The 14,996-nt window shown below is 63.8% G+C and carries 12 protein-coding genes; 4 read left to right on the top strand and 8 right to left on the bottom strand.

What is annotated here, in order from left to right:
- Nucleotides 1-104: 104 nt before the first annotated feature.
- Complete coding sequence (locus tag M4J40_RS11720) at nt 105-1,505, bottom strand: amino acid permease (RefSeq protein ID WP_251754345.1); 1,401 nt, start codon at nt 1,503-1,505, stop codon at nt 105-107.
- 364 nt (nt 1,506-1,869) lie between these two features.
- On the opposite strand from M4J40_RS11720, the gene M4J40_RS11715 reads away from it, so the two are divergent.
- Entirely contained in the window at nt 1,870-2,496 is a 627-nt protein-coding gene (locus tag M4J40_RS11715; protein WP_251754344.1) for an exopolysaccharide biosynthesis protein, read from the top strand.
- Between the two features lie 6 nt (nt 2,497-2,502).
- Nucleotides 2,503-3,372 carry a lipid kinase gene (locus M4J40_RS11710; protein WP_251754343.1) on the top strand — a complete coding sequence of 290 codons (870 nt, stop codon included), beginning with the start codon at nt 2,503-2,505 and terminating at the stop codon, nt 3,370-3,372.
- A 21-nt stretch (nt 3,373-3,393) separates the two neighbouring features.
- Here the strand turns inward: M4J40_RS11710 and M4J40_RS11705 are convergent, their stop codons facing one another.
- From M4J40_RS11705 to M4J40_RS11695, 3 genes are all read right to left on the bottom strand, one after another.
- Nucleotides 3,394-4,518 (bottom strand): DUF2778 domain-containing protein, encoded by a 1,125-nt coding sequence (locus tag M4J40_RS11705; RefSeq protein WP_251754342.1) that lies wholly within the window; start codon nt 4,516-4,518, stop codon nt 3,394-3,396.
- Nucleotides 4,519-4,646: 128 nt separating this feature from the next.
- Nucleotides 4,647-5,204 (bottom strand): menaquinone-dependent protoporphyrinogen IX dehydrogenase, encoded by a 558-nt coding sequence (gene hemG / locus M4J40_RS11700; RefSeq protein ID WP_251754341.1) that lies wholly within the window; start codon nt 5,202-5,204, stop codon nt 4,647-4,649.
- A 132-nt stretch (nt 5,205-5,336) separates the two neighbouring features.
- Complete coding sequence (locus M4J40_RS11695; protein WP_251754340.1) at nt 5,337-6,443, bottom strand: GNAT family N-acetyltransferase; 1,107 nt, start codon at nt 6,441-6,443, stop codon at nt 5,337-5,339.
- 144 nt (nt 6,444-6,587) lie between these two features.
- Between M4J40_RS11695 and aat the strand changes: the two genes are divergently transcribed.
- On the top strand, nt 6,588-7,271 hold the full coding sequence (gene aat / locus M4J40_RS11690) for a leucyl/phenylalanyl-tRNA--protein transferase (protein ID WP_251754339.1): 684 nt from the start codon (nt 6,588-6,590) through the stop codon (nt 7,269-7,271).
- 87 nt (nt 7,272-7,358) lie between these two features.
- Here aat and M4J40_RS11685 read toward each other — a convergent pair whose 3' ends face one another.
- The 4 genes from M4J40_RS11685 to M4J40_RS11670 form a co-directional block, all read right to left on the bottom strand.
- Nucleotides 7,359-7,964 (bottom strand): DUF2155 domain-containing protein, encoded by a 606-nt coding sequence (locus M4J40_RS11685; RefSeq protein ID WP_251754338.1) that lies wholly within the window; start codon nt 7,962-7,964, stop codon nt 7,359-7,361.
- Nucleotides 7,965-8,062: 98 nt separating this feature from the next.
- Complete coding sequence (locus M4J40_RS11680; RefSeq protein WP_251754337.1) at nt 8,063-9,007, bottom strand: nucleoside hydrolase; 945 nt, start codon at nt 9,005-9,007, stop codon at nt 8,063-8,065.
- A 198-nt stretch (nt 9,008-9,205) separates the two neighbouring features.
- The gene (locus M4J40_RS11675; protein ID WP_251754336.1) at nt 9,206-9,598 is read right to left on the bottom strand and encodes an NADH:ubiquinone oxidoreductase subunit NDUFA12; all 393 of its coding nucleotides are present in this window, start codon (nt 9,596-9,598) and stop codon (nt 9,206-9,208) included.
- A 121-nt stretch (nt 9,599-9,719) separates the two neighbouring features.
- Nucleotides 9,720-10,442, bottom strand: coding sequence for a PleD family two-component system response regulator (locus M4J40_RS11670; protein ID WP_251754335.1), 723 nt, complete (start codon nt 10,440-10,442; stop codon nt 9,720-9,722).
- 663 nt (nt 10,443-11,105) lie between these two features.
- Between M4J40_RS11670 and M4J40_RS11665 the strand changes: the two genes are divergently transcribed.
- On the top strand, nt 11,106-14,810 hold the full coding sequence (locus M4J40_RS11665; protein WP_251754334.1) for a vitamin B12-dependent ribonucleotide reductase: 3,705 nt from the start codon (nt 11,106-11,108) through the stop codon (nt 14,808-14,810).
- Nucleotides 14,811-14,996 lie beyond the last annotated feature (186 nt).

The raw sequence follows: 14,996 nt of genomic DNA, 5'->3' as shown, positions 1-14,996 counted from the left end.
TTGGTCCTCCTATGTGCCGTCGCCTCGCAGTCGCATCAAGGGAAAGCGGCATCCCCGCCGATGACAATCGCGAGAGCGGTCATCGGCGATGACGCCAGTTCGCCTTACTCGGCCGGCACGGCGACCGTGTCCGCCGTCAGCTTGCTATGGCGAGCACCGTAGAGAAGGTAGACCACGCCGCCGATAAGGCTCCACAGGACGAAGCGCACCCAGGTCATTCCCGGCAGGCTGAACATGATGATCAGGCTACAGATGATGGCGAGCGGCGCGACCACCCAGGCGGCCGGGCAGCGGAATGGCCGCTTCAGGTCGGGGTGGGTCTTGCGCAGGATCAGCACGCAGGCCGAAGTGACGATGAAGGCGAACAGGGTGCCGATGTTGCACATCTCGGCGACGAGGCCGATCGGCGTGAAGCCTGAGATCAGCGCGATGACAGTGCCGACCAGGATCGTCGCGATGTGCGGCGTCCCGAACTTCGGATGGACCTTGCAGATGCCCTCGGGGATCAGCCCGTCGCGCGACATGGCGAAGAAGGCGCGCGTCTGGGCGTAGATCAGCACCAAGCAGACCGTGGTCAGGCCGGCGATGGCGCCGACACCGACGATGGCGGAGCCGAAGTTGTAGCCGATCTTGCGCAGAACGTAGGTCACCGGCTCGGCGTTGTTGAGCTCGGTGTAGGGCGCGACGCCGGTCAGAACCGCCGACACGGCCATGTAGAGCACGGTGCAGGCGACCAGTGAAGCGATGATGCCGATCGGCATGTTGCGCTGCGGGTTCCTCGTCTCCTCGGCGGCGGTCGCAAGCGAGTCGAAGCCGATGTAGGCGAGGAAGATGATCGCCGCGCCGGCCGTGATGCCCTGCATGCCGAACGGCAGGAACGGCGTCCAGTTTTGCGGGGTGACTGCCGGTGTCGCCAGCAGGAGGAACAGGAAGATGGCGCCGAGCTTGATGAAGACGAGGATGCGCGAAAGGCGAATGCTTTCCTTGACCCCTATCACCAACAGGAACGTCAGGAAGGCGATGATCAGCACGGCGGGCAGGTTGATGATGCCTCCGTCATGCGGAACGGCGGTCAGCGCGTGCGGCAGCTCGATGCCGCCCGACTTGAGGATGCCGGTGAAGTAAGCCGACCAGCCGGCCGCAACGGCCGAGGCGCCGACGGTATATTCGAGGATGAGGTTCCAGCCAACCAGCCAGGCAACGAACTCACCGGCTGCTGCGTAGCTGTAGGCATAGGAACTGCCGGCGGCGGGAAGCGCGGCGGCGAGCTCCGAGTAGGCCAGGCAGATGAAGGCGCAGGCCACTGCCGAGAAGGCAAACGACAGGATGATGCCCGGTCCCGCGTAGGTGGCGGCGGCGACGCCGGTCATCACGAAGATGCCGGTGCCGATGATGACGCCGATGCCCATCATGAACAGGTCGAAGGCGCCGAGCGTGCGAGGCAGGGCCTTGCCGCCCGCCTGCGCCATCAGTTCGGCGACGCTTTTCTTTCTTGAGAGGTTCAATCCAGCCCCCAGATATTTGGTTCTTGCTTGTCCGCCTGCTTGCTGCGGCGGAAAGTGGGTCTCAGCCCAGGAACCCCCGCTATTATCTTTACCGGACGGTCAAGAAAGATCGGGGAAATAACTAGAAGCGTTTTGGCCCTGCCGATTTCGCAAGATTTCCCGGAGTGCACTCCAAAAGTCTCATTTGGAACCCGATGGCATTTTCGGCGTTCGACATTGGCGTCCCCGCCTCGCCGTAGTTCTCGAGAGAGGCCATCCTTGGTACTCTGCTGTAATTGAATATACCTATGGGCATCCCAATATGGCATGGGCGGCGCCTGCCACGGTCGGAGCCAAGTTCGTATCCGGGAAGGAGATCCGATCAATGACGGCTGGCAGGCAAGCCCGCGGTTACGCCTCATCGGTGCTTCATCGTATTGCTGTCGACATGTCCAGTCGCGATCGTGTGTCGTTCGGGGAGCTGTTGCATCACCTGGGACAAAGTGGGTTCGGCCTCGCTCTGATCGCGCTGGCCTTGCCTGCAATGATCCCCATCCCCGGGCCGTTCGGCATGGTGACCGGCAGTTGCCTCGTGCTGATCGCCTTTCAGATGCTGCTTGGCTGGCAACGTCTCGCCCTGCCTCGCTTTCTCGCCAAGCGTCATCTCGCGGCGGGTGGCGTGACATCGGTCATCACGCGCGCTTTGCCCTGGGTGGCCCGGTTCGAGACCGTGGTCCGCCAGGGGCGATGGCGCTCTTTGACGGGCCGGTCGAGCCACGCACTGGTGGGCATTCCCGTGTTGTTGCTCGCCATTGTGCTGGCGTTGCCCATTCCCTTCGGCAACGTCGGTCCGGTTGTCAGCTTGCTTGTGATCGGCCTGTCTCTGGTGGCCCGTGACGGTCTTGCTCTCTTGGTGGGCCTTGTCCTGGCGTTGGCGACCTTTATCTGGACGGGCGTGCTGATCTTTGCCGGCGCTCATATCGCAGCCTATATCGGCAGCCTCTTGATCTGAGACCAAATGGAACGCGCCCTCATCCTCGCCAATCCTCACAGTCGCTCCGCCGGTGCCGGCGTTGATGCCGCCGCCGCCGAGCTGCGCAAGGCAGGCATCGACGTGTTGCGGCCGGCCTGGCACGAAGGCGAGTCGTTTTCCGCCACCATCGGGCGATACCGCGACAAGGCCGATTTCGTGGTCATCGCCGGGGGGGACGGCAGCCTCAACGCAGCGGCGCCGGCGTTGATCGAAAGCGGCTTGCCATTGGGCATCCTGCCGGGCGGCACCGCCAACGATCTCGCCCGCACTCTCGGCCTGCCGCTCGACATGGTCGGCGCGGCGAGGGTGATCGCCGGGGGACGCATTCGGGCGATCGATGTCGGCGAGGTCAACGGCAAGCCCTTCTTCAACGTGGCGAGCCTCGGCATGAGCGCCAGCCTTGCCGACCGACTGACCCGGGAGACGAAGCGTCGCTGGGGTCGGTTCGCCTACGCCCTGACCGCGACCGAGGTGCTGATCGAGGCCCGCCGCTTCGGCGCCGTCATCCGCCGCGACGATGGCGACGAGGTCGCCGTCCGCTCGCTTCAGATCGCCGTCGGCAACGGCCGCCATTACGGGGGTGGCATGATCGTCGAGGAGACGGCCGAGATCGACGACGGCCGTCTCGATCTCTACTCCCTTGAGTTCAAGGATATCTGGAAGCTGCCCTTCATGGCGCTCGCCTTTCGCAAGGGGCGGCACGGGCTGGCGGAGGACGTACGGACGATGAGCGGCACTCGCTTTGAGATCCTCACCCGTCGGCCGATGCCGGTCAACGCCGACGGCGAAATCGTCACCCGGACGCCGGCTGTCTTTCGCGTTCTTCCGGGTGCGATCCGCGCATTCGTTCCGTGACGGAACGCGAGCGCGTTCCGCTCAGCCCCCGAACCAGGAGAATAGCGAGGCGACCTTGGGTTCGTCCTTGGTGGCCATCCTGGGGACGACGACCATCTGCTTGACTTCGCCACGCTTGAAGGCGGCAAGGAAGCGGGCGTAGTCGCGGAAAGATACGCAGCCGTTGGACTCGCCGGGCTTGCGCAGCATGTAGGTGTGGGCCAAGAGCCCGTCGCGCCCGAACGGTTTCTTTCCATCGACGGGGGTGAGGCGGATCGCCTCCACGCCGTGGAACAGGCTCTCGCGCATGGTCAGCCTGTAGGTTCCCGGCGGTGTCGGACCGCGCATCTTGACGTGGACGTAGCGCACATCATCCATGTAGGCGCCAAGACCGGAGTGAGCCTCGAGCTTCTCGCCGTTGGGCATATGAACGATACCCGCGGTGATGTCGTAAACCGCGACGCCCGGTCGCCGAAGCGGCGGGGCAACGGCCACCTCTGTCCTTGGCTTCGGATCGACGAGAGCGACGGCCGGCTTTTCCTTCTTTTCCGGCGCGGCGGCAATCGCCGGTGTCGAGGCTGCGACCTTCGCCGCTTCCGATACAGCCTCCACCGGCTTTGCGGGCGCGGGCGGGCGCGGCACGGGCAGGGGCGCTTCGGCAAGCATCATCGGCATGCGCGGGCCGGCGTCTGGCGCGGCAAGTCCGTCATGCCGGACAGCAAGCGCGGTGCGAGTGGCGGGGGAGGCGGCGGAGAGGAAGCGTGCTTCGAACTGTCTCTGCCTCAGCCCGGCCGCCGCTTCGGCCAAGCGCAGGGCGACGGCGGCGGTGGCCTTGTTCTGTCGAGACAGCAGGATGGCATCGGCGGAAAGGCTGGTCGAAGCGGGCTCTACGATGGCCGGAAGCTTGTCGAACTTGGTGGGCTTCTTCGTCGGCGCCAGCGTTGCCTGCAATGGCCGGACGGAGAGGTCGGAGTCGTAGATCGACTGACGGGCGGCGGAGAGGCTTTCGCTGACGGTGCCGACTGCGGTCAGGCTGAGACCGATCCAGACGGTCGCAGCGGCGGTCACCGCGGCAAAGCCGGCGACGACCGGCAGGCCTCTGAAACGGAACGACAACTTGAAGGAAATCGGCTCGTAACCGCTTGAATAGGCTGTCAACGTCGCCATGCCAAAACTCACTCAACGCTTACCCTGACGAAGCATTCACGCGCCGGCCAACCCAAAACCCAAGGGTGCAAGCGCGCGAAAAAGCTCCGTTCCGAGCTCAGGATCGCAAGTTATGGTAAGGAAAGTCTTTACGGCGTCGCGCTGACGAGCGCGGCCAGTTCCGCCGCCAGCGACTCGACAGCAGCCCAATCGGTGTATTCGATGACGGTCGAGGGATCGGTGGGGCCGCCGGAGATGGTCATGATCGCCCGCATCATCGTCCGGTCGAACCAGCGATAGGCGGGATAATCGAGCTTGCCCGCAACCGCCGCCGCGAAGGCTGGTCTGAGGCCGGTCCTCTTCAGCCAGTTGCGCAGGTAGACGTTGCCTTCGGCCGTCTGCCGTCCTGGCTTGCGGGCCGTGAGATTGACCGAGACCACCGCGATCCGGCCGTCGGGTACCTCGGTCCGCAGTCGGCCGAGGAAGCGCCGCGCGGCTGGCAGGTGGAAGCCGTAACGAATGGCGGAGGCAAGCAGCACGAGATCGGCTTCCGTGTCGATCGTCGGAATCGGGCTTGTCGATAGATCGGTCGTGGAAGCGTCGATGTCGCGCGCGCCAAGGTGCGCTGCCAGGCGATCCGCGATCTTGCGCGTTTGCCCGTCGTGGCTTGCATAGTAGAGGGCAATCTTCGGCCGCTTCGACGTCATTGGCTCGCGTTCCGCTTTCGCTTGCGGGCACGACTCGCTGCCCGCCAGCGGAGCCTAGAGCAAAACAATGGTCGGATGGACCGCAGTTTTACCCAAGTCTTTGTTTATATGTTGAATTCTTTCGTGTCGCCTTCACCTTTTCGCCGGCCTTTTCCCCCTGAGGCGCTGGACGAGCTCAAGGAGCCCCGCCTTTGCGAGAGCAGTTTTGAGCTTTGGCTTGAGCGCGACAATGGCAAGCGCGAGGCGCCCGCGGAGAGACAATGGCTGACAAAGCTCAAGAAGGCCGACGGTATCGGCTCCAAAGAACTGCTTGTAGGTCTCATCGCCGATCGTCAAATCGAAGATGGCAAGACCCATTTCCTCGGCGGCGATGAGGCAGCTCTCCAATGTCAGCAGGCCGGGCGCCCAGTTGGCGAACGCCTTGTTGTAGGCAACCGCCAGAAGCAGAATCCGATTTCCCTCGACAAGGCCGAGGCAGCCCCCAACCAGTTCGCCATCAAGGCGTAACCGGCCGATCCGTGCCAGCGTCCCTTGCTCGACAAGGCGTCGGTAAAAGGCCAGCTGGACGACGGTCTCGCTGTCGTCGTTCATCTCCTGAAAACGTTGCCGGCGCCATTCGAGCAAATGGTCGAGCTCGGGGAGCGCTTCGGGTCCGCTGACGAAATCGAACTCCAGCCGTCCCTTGTTTTCCAGTTTTCGGCGGTTCTTGGCAAGTCGACGGCCGGTGGACGGATCGAACCGGTGCTCCCTGATCGTGGGGAAATCAGCGTCGATCGGCAGGGCATGGGCAGAGAAGCGCGACGGGTGCATGAGGTGGGAGAGCCGCATGCGCGCTGCGCTTTCGGGCAGTACGCGCTCGATGGACAGAATATCGGCCGGCGGCAGCATGGCCACGAGAGCGCCCCACAGGCGGTCCATGGTATCGCCGTCTGGCGTGAACTCCGGGCTTACGAGCGCGGCGTGATAGTCGCTGATGCCGCGATCGGGCAAGGTCAGAACGGTGATGCCGCACCGCCTCTCGCGGACGAGGGGCAGAAGGAACAACGGCTGGCCGCCTTCCGATTTGCGGATGACGCCGAGATGACAGTCCATGCCTGCCGGCTGAAATATTGAGAACCAGACGTCGAACCACGCCGGAGACTGAAATGGCGTTCTCTCGAGACCGGAAGAGGCGAGCAGGTTGGGGATGGCCGCAGCGTCGGAGAGTACCGCGATCTCGTATCCTGACAAGCCGCTCATCTCGCCCCCGCTCCGTCTCTCGGCGCAATCGGCGGCATGCTTGTCGCCCGATGCGGTCGATCGAAGACTAGGTTATACAACTGACCAAAGGGTTTATAAACGCGCCGGGTGCAGCTGGTTGTGATCGTGGAGGAACGCGCGGAAATGGCGGATCGTACATCGAGCGTGCCGACGCTCACGGCGGATATCCTGCTCAAGGCCTATGCCGTGGGCATGTTCCCGATGGCCGAGAGCGCCGACGATCCCAACCTGTTCTGGATCGAGCCGGAGTGGCGTGGCGTCATTCCGCTCGATGGCTTTCGTGTCTCGCATCGTCTCGCCCGCACTATGAGACGTGGCGTTTTCGATATGAGGATCGACACGGATTTCTTTGGCGTGCTCGATGGGTGCGCCGCGCCAGCCCCAGGGCGCGAAAAGACCTGGATCAACGCCACCATCCGCAAGCTCTATGGCGAGCTGTTCGCGCGCGGCCACTGCCATACCATCGAAAGCTGGCAGGACGGGCAGTTGGTCGGCGGGCTCTATGGCGTGTCGATCGGCGGCGCCTTTTTCGGCGAGAGCATGTTCTCGAGGGTGACCGATGCTTCGAAGGTTGCCTTGGTGCATCTGGTCGCGCGACTGAGGGCCGGTGGCTACAAGCTGCTCGATACCCAGTTCGTCACCGAGCATCTCGCTCGCTTCGGCGCCATCGAGGTTCCCAAGCGCATCTACGGCCAACGCCTGTCGGCGGCTCTCGCCACGCAAGGCGACTTTCACGCTTTGGGACCATCGATTTCCGGCGAGGAGGCGCTCCGCTGGCTGCCGACGCCAGAGCAGAGCGAGGCGTGACAGCGCGAACCGGCGTCTTGCAGATCACTTTGCAAAAGACGCGGCCCGCCGTTTTGACTCGGTGAAAGGTGCTTCGCCAAGCACGTCTCAGTCGAGAATCTGGCCGTTCGTTCCCTCTTCGGCGGGCGGCTCCGCAGGGGTATCTTCCATCATCATGCTTGGCATGCTGGGCTTGTCCGGCGGAAGTGGAATGCCGCCCACAAAGTTCAGAACGACCGGCGCTCCGTCATCGACGCTGCCGGCGCCGCCCGCTGTTTGGTTCGAAACAGCGACGCGCACCTCGGTACTGTTGGCCACCGGCGGCGGAATGTCGCTGTCCATGCGACAGCCGATCAGCCAGACATCGTAGACCGGGTGCTCGACCGCGTTGAGGCCGGGGCTCGCGGCGAACATCCAACCCGAGAAGATCCGCTTGATCTCGTTGTCGAGGGTGATCTCGTCCACTTCCACGAAACCGTCGGTTTCGGCCGCTTCCGTGGCGGGACGGCTGTAGCAGACCTTTGGCGTCACGCGCAGCGTACCGAATCGTACGGTTTCGTCGACGTAGACGTCGAAGTCGATCGTCCGACCGGTGATCTTGTCGAGCCCGGTAAAGACAGCCACCTTGTTGGCGATCTTCTCGGCGGCGGCCGGGCCGGCGAGGGCGGTCGTCAGCCCGAGGGCGGCAAGCGGGAGAAGGAACTTGATCGTCATGGATGGCGTCTGCTGGCGTGGGCTTGGGACTTGCCGCGGTCGTGCGGGGCCTTGCGGCACCCAACACGCCAAATGCGGCGAGCTCTGGGCATCCCTTATCAGGGCAGCCGCCGGAATGCTTCCAGAATCAACTCGAAGAAGCCGTCGGCGTCGATTTTGGTGATCCAGGTGGCGTTCTTTTCGCGCCCGGTCACCGACCAGCGATCGACCACGGTCTGGCCGAAGCACAGGCCCGGCGTGGTTTCGATCTCGACGTTGACGAACTTGCCCTCGAACAGCTCGGGCTTGAGCAGGTAGGCGATGGTGGTCGGATCGTGCAGCGGCCCGCCGTCGGAGCCATATTTCTGCTCGTCGAAGCGCTCGTAGAATGAGAGCAGGCCCACGAAGGCCTCGGCCGCCTTGCGCTTCAGCGCGCCGAGATCGGCGAGCCAGGATTTGCGGATCAGCGCCTGATGGGTGACGTCGAGCGACATCACCACGATCTCGGCGCCAGAACGGAACACGCGCTGGGCCGCGTGGGGATCGACCCAGATGTTGAACTCGGCAGCCGGTGTCGAGTTGCCGCCCTCGATGTTGGCGCCGCCCATCAGCACGATCTTGTCGAGTCGGGTTGCGACGCGTGGCTCCCGGGCGATCGCCATGGCAACGTTGGTGAGCGGGCCGAGCGGCACCAGCGTCACCGACTTCTCCGGCCGACTCATGACGGCGTCGACGATGAAGTCCGGCCCGAACTCCGGACGGAGCGGCGTCACCGGGTCGGGAAAGGTCCAGCCGTTGAGGCCGGTTTCGCCGTGGACATATTCCGCCGTCTCGAGCTTGACGGCGAACGGTGCCGATGCGCCGGCAAACACCGGTATGTCGGTGCGGTCGATGAGCTCGAGCAGTTTCAACGCATTGGTCGAGGTTTTCGTGAGGCCCACGTTGCCGGCCACGGTAGTGATGCCCAGCACGTCGATCTCTTGCGGAAAGGCGAGCGCCAGCATGAAGGCGACAGCGTCGTCCTGACCGGGATCGGTATCGATGATGATCGAGCGTGGAGACATCCGAACATTTCCTCCGTTTGCCGCCCGCCGTCGCGGACGGAAACACTAACTTATTTGAATCAAGACCTTATCCGCTTGGATCGGGGGAGTCCAACTCCACTGAATACCGATGCCGGTTTTTCCGCCGCCCCACGAAAAACGGGACGGATCGATCCGTCCCGTTGTCTTGCGGAGACTGTCTCGTTTTGTCTTTCCGGCTCAGGTTCCCGGCGTCCAGGCATCGTAATCGCCGGTGACGGCGGGGCGGCCTTCGGCGGAAGCGAGCGATCCCTTGGGGCGATAGGCCGCGGCCGTTCCGGTCATGTTGGGCTTATGCGGCTTTTGCCAATCCCGCCGACGATAGGTCTCTGCGGTCGGAGGCACGTCGACGCGGTGGTGCATCCAGCCATGCCAGTCGACGGTGATCTTCGAGGCGTCGGCCTCGCCCTTGTAGATCACCCAGCGGCGCTCGCCGCCCTTGGTCTGGTAGTAGACGTTGCCAAACTCGTCCTCGCCGACGCGCTGGCCCTTCCGCCAGGTGTAGAAGCGGGTGCCGAGGGTCTGCCCGTTCCACCAGGTAAAGACTTCGGTCAGCAGTTCCTTGAAGGTCATGATCTTCGAGTCCATCGCACCGGCGCGACCGACGGCCTCGCCACCCACGTAGTTGCGCGAACTATGGCGAGGCGGCGGGGTCTTGTCCAGAGCTGGTCCGAGCTTTTTGCGACCTGATGGATCACCCTCGACGGAGTGCCGTCCAGGCGGGTTTGACCGCCGGCTTCTGTCCGGAGGGCGTGTCGTCGGGCCTGAGGCCCGCCTTGCGCTCGAGCTGCTCCTTGGTGCGCAGGAAAGCCTGCCACTGATCGGCGGCCATGTCGCCATTGCCTTGGGGCTCGGGCGCGGCGGGCGCCGGTGTGCCCTCCGGCTTGCGGACGGGCTTGGTTGTCGCCGCCTTGCGCACGGCCGCGGCGCGCTCTTTCTGAGCCATCATGGTTTCGCGCACGCCTTCTATCTCGAAGGAACCACGCGGCCCGAGGACCAACTGGCGTTGGTCTCGCTGCAGCCAGCTGATCCGCTCCTGCAGCACCGCCGGCGAGATCGGCTTGACGACGATGAGATTGGCGCCAGACCCCATCGCCTTGTCGATGATGGCGCGCGTCGGCGTCGCTGTCAGGATGATCACCGGGACGTAGCAGAGCGGCTCCATGAAGCGGGCGCGTACCATACGAAGCAACTGGTGTCCGCTGACGAGGCCGGCTCTCCATTCGCATATGATGAGATTGGGCGGCTCGTGCAGCATGGCGTGCAAGGCGGCCTCTGTGCTGTCGAACAGCCGGACGCGGCGCACTTTCATGGCATTCAGCATGGAGCGGATAATGCCCTGCATAGTCTTGGAATCGTCGATGACCGCGACATCCAGCAGCTCGTTGGGAACGGCGTAGGTGGCGTGGTGGGGCATTCGCGTCGGCTCCGGAACTCGTTTACGTCGGCGCGTGTCGTCAGGGTGCGCGCCCAAATCTGCAGTGTGACGAGCAGACCACAAAAGCCTCAAGAACCCTTGAATCGATATGGTTGAGACCGTCTGAATCCTCGCTTTTTCACGTCAAGGGAAAAGCCTGAGTTTTCTATATATGGTGTTCGCATATCAAGTCTGCGCTACATGATGTTGTCATGAACGCGCCGTTGGCCTACCATCCTTCAGTGTTTGCGGTGAGTCCCGCCCGCTTTTTCGCTGATGCCGGAAAGGCGGGCGACGCCTCTCTTCCTCGGACGATCGGTTGCAAGGATCGGCTTCCGGCTGCTCGGCGAGTCGGTTGCCGGCAAAGCTCCCGTCAAGACGGAATCATTCATCGGGGCACGAAAACCGGACTGGTTGCCGAAGGTTGTTGAAAGCTTCCGAAGTTTGGGGAAAACGCATTAACACTTAATTTACGGAATCGGCAGAACCCTACATGTAGGGGTCGATGGACGGATGCGGACACTAGATGAAGTGCGGAGCCGGCGAATGACCGGAATCCCGCGCCATTCGGCAAATGGTGTCAGCGGACGTAAAATGGACCGAGCAGGACGAATGGAGCGCGCCCCGAGGGTGTGTTTCCAACAAATTTCAAGGGGCTAACCAATGTTGTTCGAGCGGCGCTTTACCAAGGAAGGGCACTCGCCATACGACGGAATCGAATTCCGCGTAGCGGTCAGCGAGATCCGCAATCCCGACGGATCCATCGTCTTCCGCGCCGCCGACATCCACGTGCCCGCCGCCTGGAGCCAGGTGGCGAGCGACATCCTCGCGCAGAAGTATTTCCGCAAGGCCGGCGTGCCGGCGGTGCTGAAGCGCGTCGAGGAGAATGCCGTTCCGTCGTGGCTGTGGCGGTCGGTTCCTGACGAGGAAGCCCTTGCCAAACTGCCGGAAGGCGAGCGCATCGTCGGTGAGACCGACGCGCGGCAGGTGTTCGACCGTCTGGCTGGCACCTGGACCTACTGGGGCTGGAAGGCCGGCCACTTCTCGTCGGAAGAGGCGGCACACGCCTTCCATGACGAACTCCGCTACATGCTCGCCACCCAGCGCGTCGCCCCGAACTCGCCGCAGTGGTTCAACACCGGTCTCCATTGGGCCTATGGCATCGACGGTCCGAGCCAGGGGCACTATTACGTCGACTTCAAGACCGGCAAGCTCGTCCGCTCGGCCACTGCCTACGAGCATCCCCAGCCGCATGCCTGCTTCATCCAGTCGGTGGAAGACGACCTCGTCAACGAGAGTGGCATCATGGACCTGTGGGTCCGTGAAGCGCGTCTTTTCAAGTATGGCTCGGGTACCGGCTCCAACTTCTCCAAGCTGAGGGGCGAGGGCGAGAAGCTGGCCGGCGGCGGCAAGTCGTCGGGCCTGATGAGCTTCCTGAAGATCGGCGACCGCGCCGCTGGCGCCATCAAGTCGGGCGGCACGACGCGACGCGCTGCCAAGATGGTGGTGGTCGACATCGACCATCCCGATATCGAGCAGTACATCAACTGGAAGGTCAAGGAAGAGCAGAAGGTCGCGGCGCTGGTCACCGGCTCCAAGATCTGCTCCAAGCACCTGACCGCCATCATGGCGGCGATCACCGCCGATGAGGCGACTGGCGACGATCGTTTCGATCCGCTGAAGAACCATGCCCTGAAGCGCGAGCTGCGCGCCGCCAAGAGGGCGCTGGTGCCGGAGAACTATATCCGGCGCGTCATCCAGTTCGCCAAGCAGGGCTATACCTCGATCGAGTTCCCGGTCTACGACACCGACTGGGATTCGGAGGCCTATCTCACCGTTGCCGGCCAGAACTCCAATAACTCGGTGCGCGTCACGGACGCCTTCCTCCGCTCTGTCGAGACTGGCGGCAAGTGGAACCTGACCGCCCGCAAGGACGGACGTACCGTCAAGACGCTCGAAGCGTCTGACCTCTGGGAGAAGGTTGGCTACGCCGCCTGGGCGTCGGCCGATCCGGGCATCCAGTACCACACGACGATCAACGACTGGCATACCTGCCCGCAGTCGGGCGAGATCCGCGCGTCCAATCCGTGCTCGGAATACATGTTCCTCGACGACACGGCCTGCAATCTCGCCTCCGTCAACCTGTTGCCCTTCCTCAACGCCGATAAGAGCTTCGACGTCGAGGGCTTCAAGCATGTCTGCCGCCTGTGGACGGTCGTGCTCGAGACCTCGGTGACCATGGCGCAGTTCCCCTCGCGCCAGATCGCCCAGCTCTCCTACGAGTTCCGCACCCTCGGCCTTGGCTACGCCAACATCGGCGGCCTGCTGATGTCGTCCGGCATTCCCTATGACAGCGCCGAGGGGCGCGCCATCTGCGGCGCCATCAGCGCCGTGATGACCGGCGTCGCCTATGCCACCTCGGCCGAGATGGCCAAGGAGCTTGGTCCGTTCCCCGGCTACAAGAAGAACGCGCAGGACATGTTGCGCGTCATCCGCAACCATCGCCTCGCCGCCCACGGCAAGGCGACCGGCTACGAGAAGCTCAACACGTTGCCGGTGCCGCTCGACCATGGCTCGATCAAGGACAAGCCGCTGCTCGACGCTGCGGTCGCCTCCTGGGATGCCGCGCTCGCCCTCGGCGAGAAGCACGGCTATCGCAACGCCCAGGTCTCGGTGATCGCCCCGACCGGCACCATCGGCCTCGTCATGGACTGCGACACCACTGGTATCGAGCCCGACTTCGCGCTGGTGAAGTTCAAGAAGCTGGCCGGTGGCGGCTACTTCAAGATCATCAACCGCGCCGTTCCCGAGGCCCTGCGTACGCTCGGCTATTCGGAAAGCCAGATCGCCGAGATCGAGGCCTACGCCGTTGGCCACGCCTCCATCGATCAGGCGCCGGCCGTCAACCCCGGCTCGCTTCGCGCCAAGGGCATGTCGGACGCCGCCATCGACAAGGTGAAGGGCAGTCTCAAGAGCGCCTTCGACATCAAGTTCGTGTTCAACCGCTGGACGCTCGGCGACGACGAGATGAAGAAGCTCGGCGTCAGCGATGCCCAGATGAACGATCCGGCCTTCGAGCTGCTCGCTCACATGGGCTTCTCCAAGGCCGACATCGAGGCTGCCAACACGCATGTCTGCGGCGCCATGACGCTGGAAGGCGCACCGCACCTCAAGGCCGAGCATCTGCCGGTGTTCGACTGCGCCAACCCTTGCGGCCGCATCGGCAAGCGTTTCCTGTCGGTCGAGAGCCACATCCGCATGATGGCGGCGGCCCAGCCGTTCATCTCGGGCGCCATCTCCAAGACCATCAACATGCCGAACGACGCCACCGTCGAGGACTGCAAGGAAGCCTACATGCTGTCCTGGCGCCTGGCGCTCAAGGCCAACGCGCTCTATCGCGACGGCTCCAAGCTCAGTCAGCCGCTGAACTCACAGCTGCTCGCCGATGACGACGACGAGGCCGAGGACGCAGCCGAGGCGCTGGCCGCTCTTCCGGCGGCGGCGCGCGCCGCGCTGATCTCCGAGAAGATCGTCGAGCGCATCGTCGAAAAGCACGTGCGCGACCGCGAGCAGGAGAAGTTGCCGACCCGCCGCAAGGGCTATACCCAGAAGGCCAAGATCGGCGGTCACACGCTGTTCCTGCGCACCGGCGAATACGATGACGGCCGCCTCGGCGAGATCTTCATCGACATGAACAAGGAAGGTTCGGCGCTCCGGGCCCTACTCAACAACTTCGCCATCTCGGTGTCGCTCGGCCTGCAGTGGGGCGTGCCGCTGGAAGAGTATGTCGACGCCTTCACCTTCACCCGCTTCGAACCGGCGGGCATGGTGCAGGGCAACGAGATGATCAAGAACGCCACGTCGATCCTCGACTACGTGTTCCGCGAACTCGCCGTGTCCTATCTCGGCCGCTACGAGCTGGCCCACGTGGTGCCGGACGACCTGAAGCCGTCGGGCGGCGAGGGCAGGGACACCAGCGGTCGCGGTGGCGAGGCCGTGGTCTCCAAGGGCCTCGTGCGCGGCAAGCAGCTGAAGCTCGTCTCCGCCACTCCAGAGCCCAAGGGCTCGGCAGGAGCCGGCGCGACCGGCGCCAACGTGTCGGCCTTCGCCACGGCACGGGCCGGTGCTGCGGTGACTGGCGTCGGCGGCTCGACCGCGACGGCCTTCCGCCGCGATGCCGAAGAAACCCCGGCGCCGTCGTCGGTCGGCTCGACGCAGGCCCAGCCCGACTACGCGACCCGCGTCGCTCACGCCCGCATGAAGGGCTACGAGGGCGAGTCCTGCTCGGAGTGTGGCAACTTCACCATGGTCCGCAACGGCACCTGCCTGAAGTGCGACACCTGCGGCTCGACGAGCGGTTGCAGCTGATCGAACGGGTCTGACGGGCGCAGTGCCTGTCCAAAATGCGATACCTTCAGATAGGCGGCGTCCAAACCGGATGCCGCCTATCTGACTATTTGTCGTTCCTCATATGTCCTCTTGCGTCTCGGCTGACGAACGGGCCGAGGGTTTTCCAAGGCCATCGACCCATGTTGTGTGCATCCAAGATGGAGG

It is taken from the genome of Pleomorphomonas sp. JP5, assembly GCF_023721815.1.
Classification (GTDB): Bacteria; Pseudomonadota; Alphaproteobacteria; order Rhizobiales; family Pleomorphomonadaceae; genus Pleomorphomonas.
Note: the sequence above shows the minus strand (reverse complement) of the source record. Positions and strands in the feature narration are given on the sequence as shown.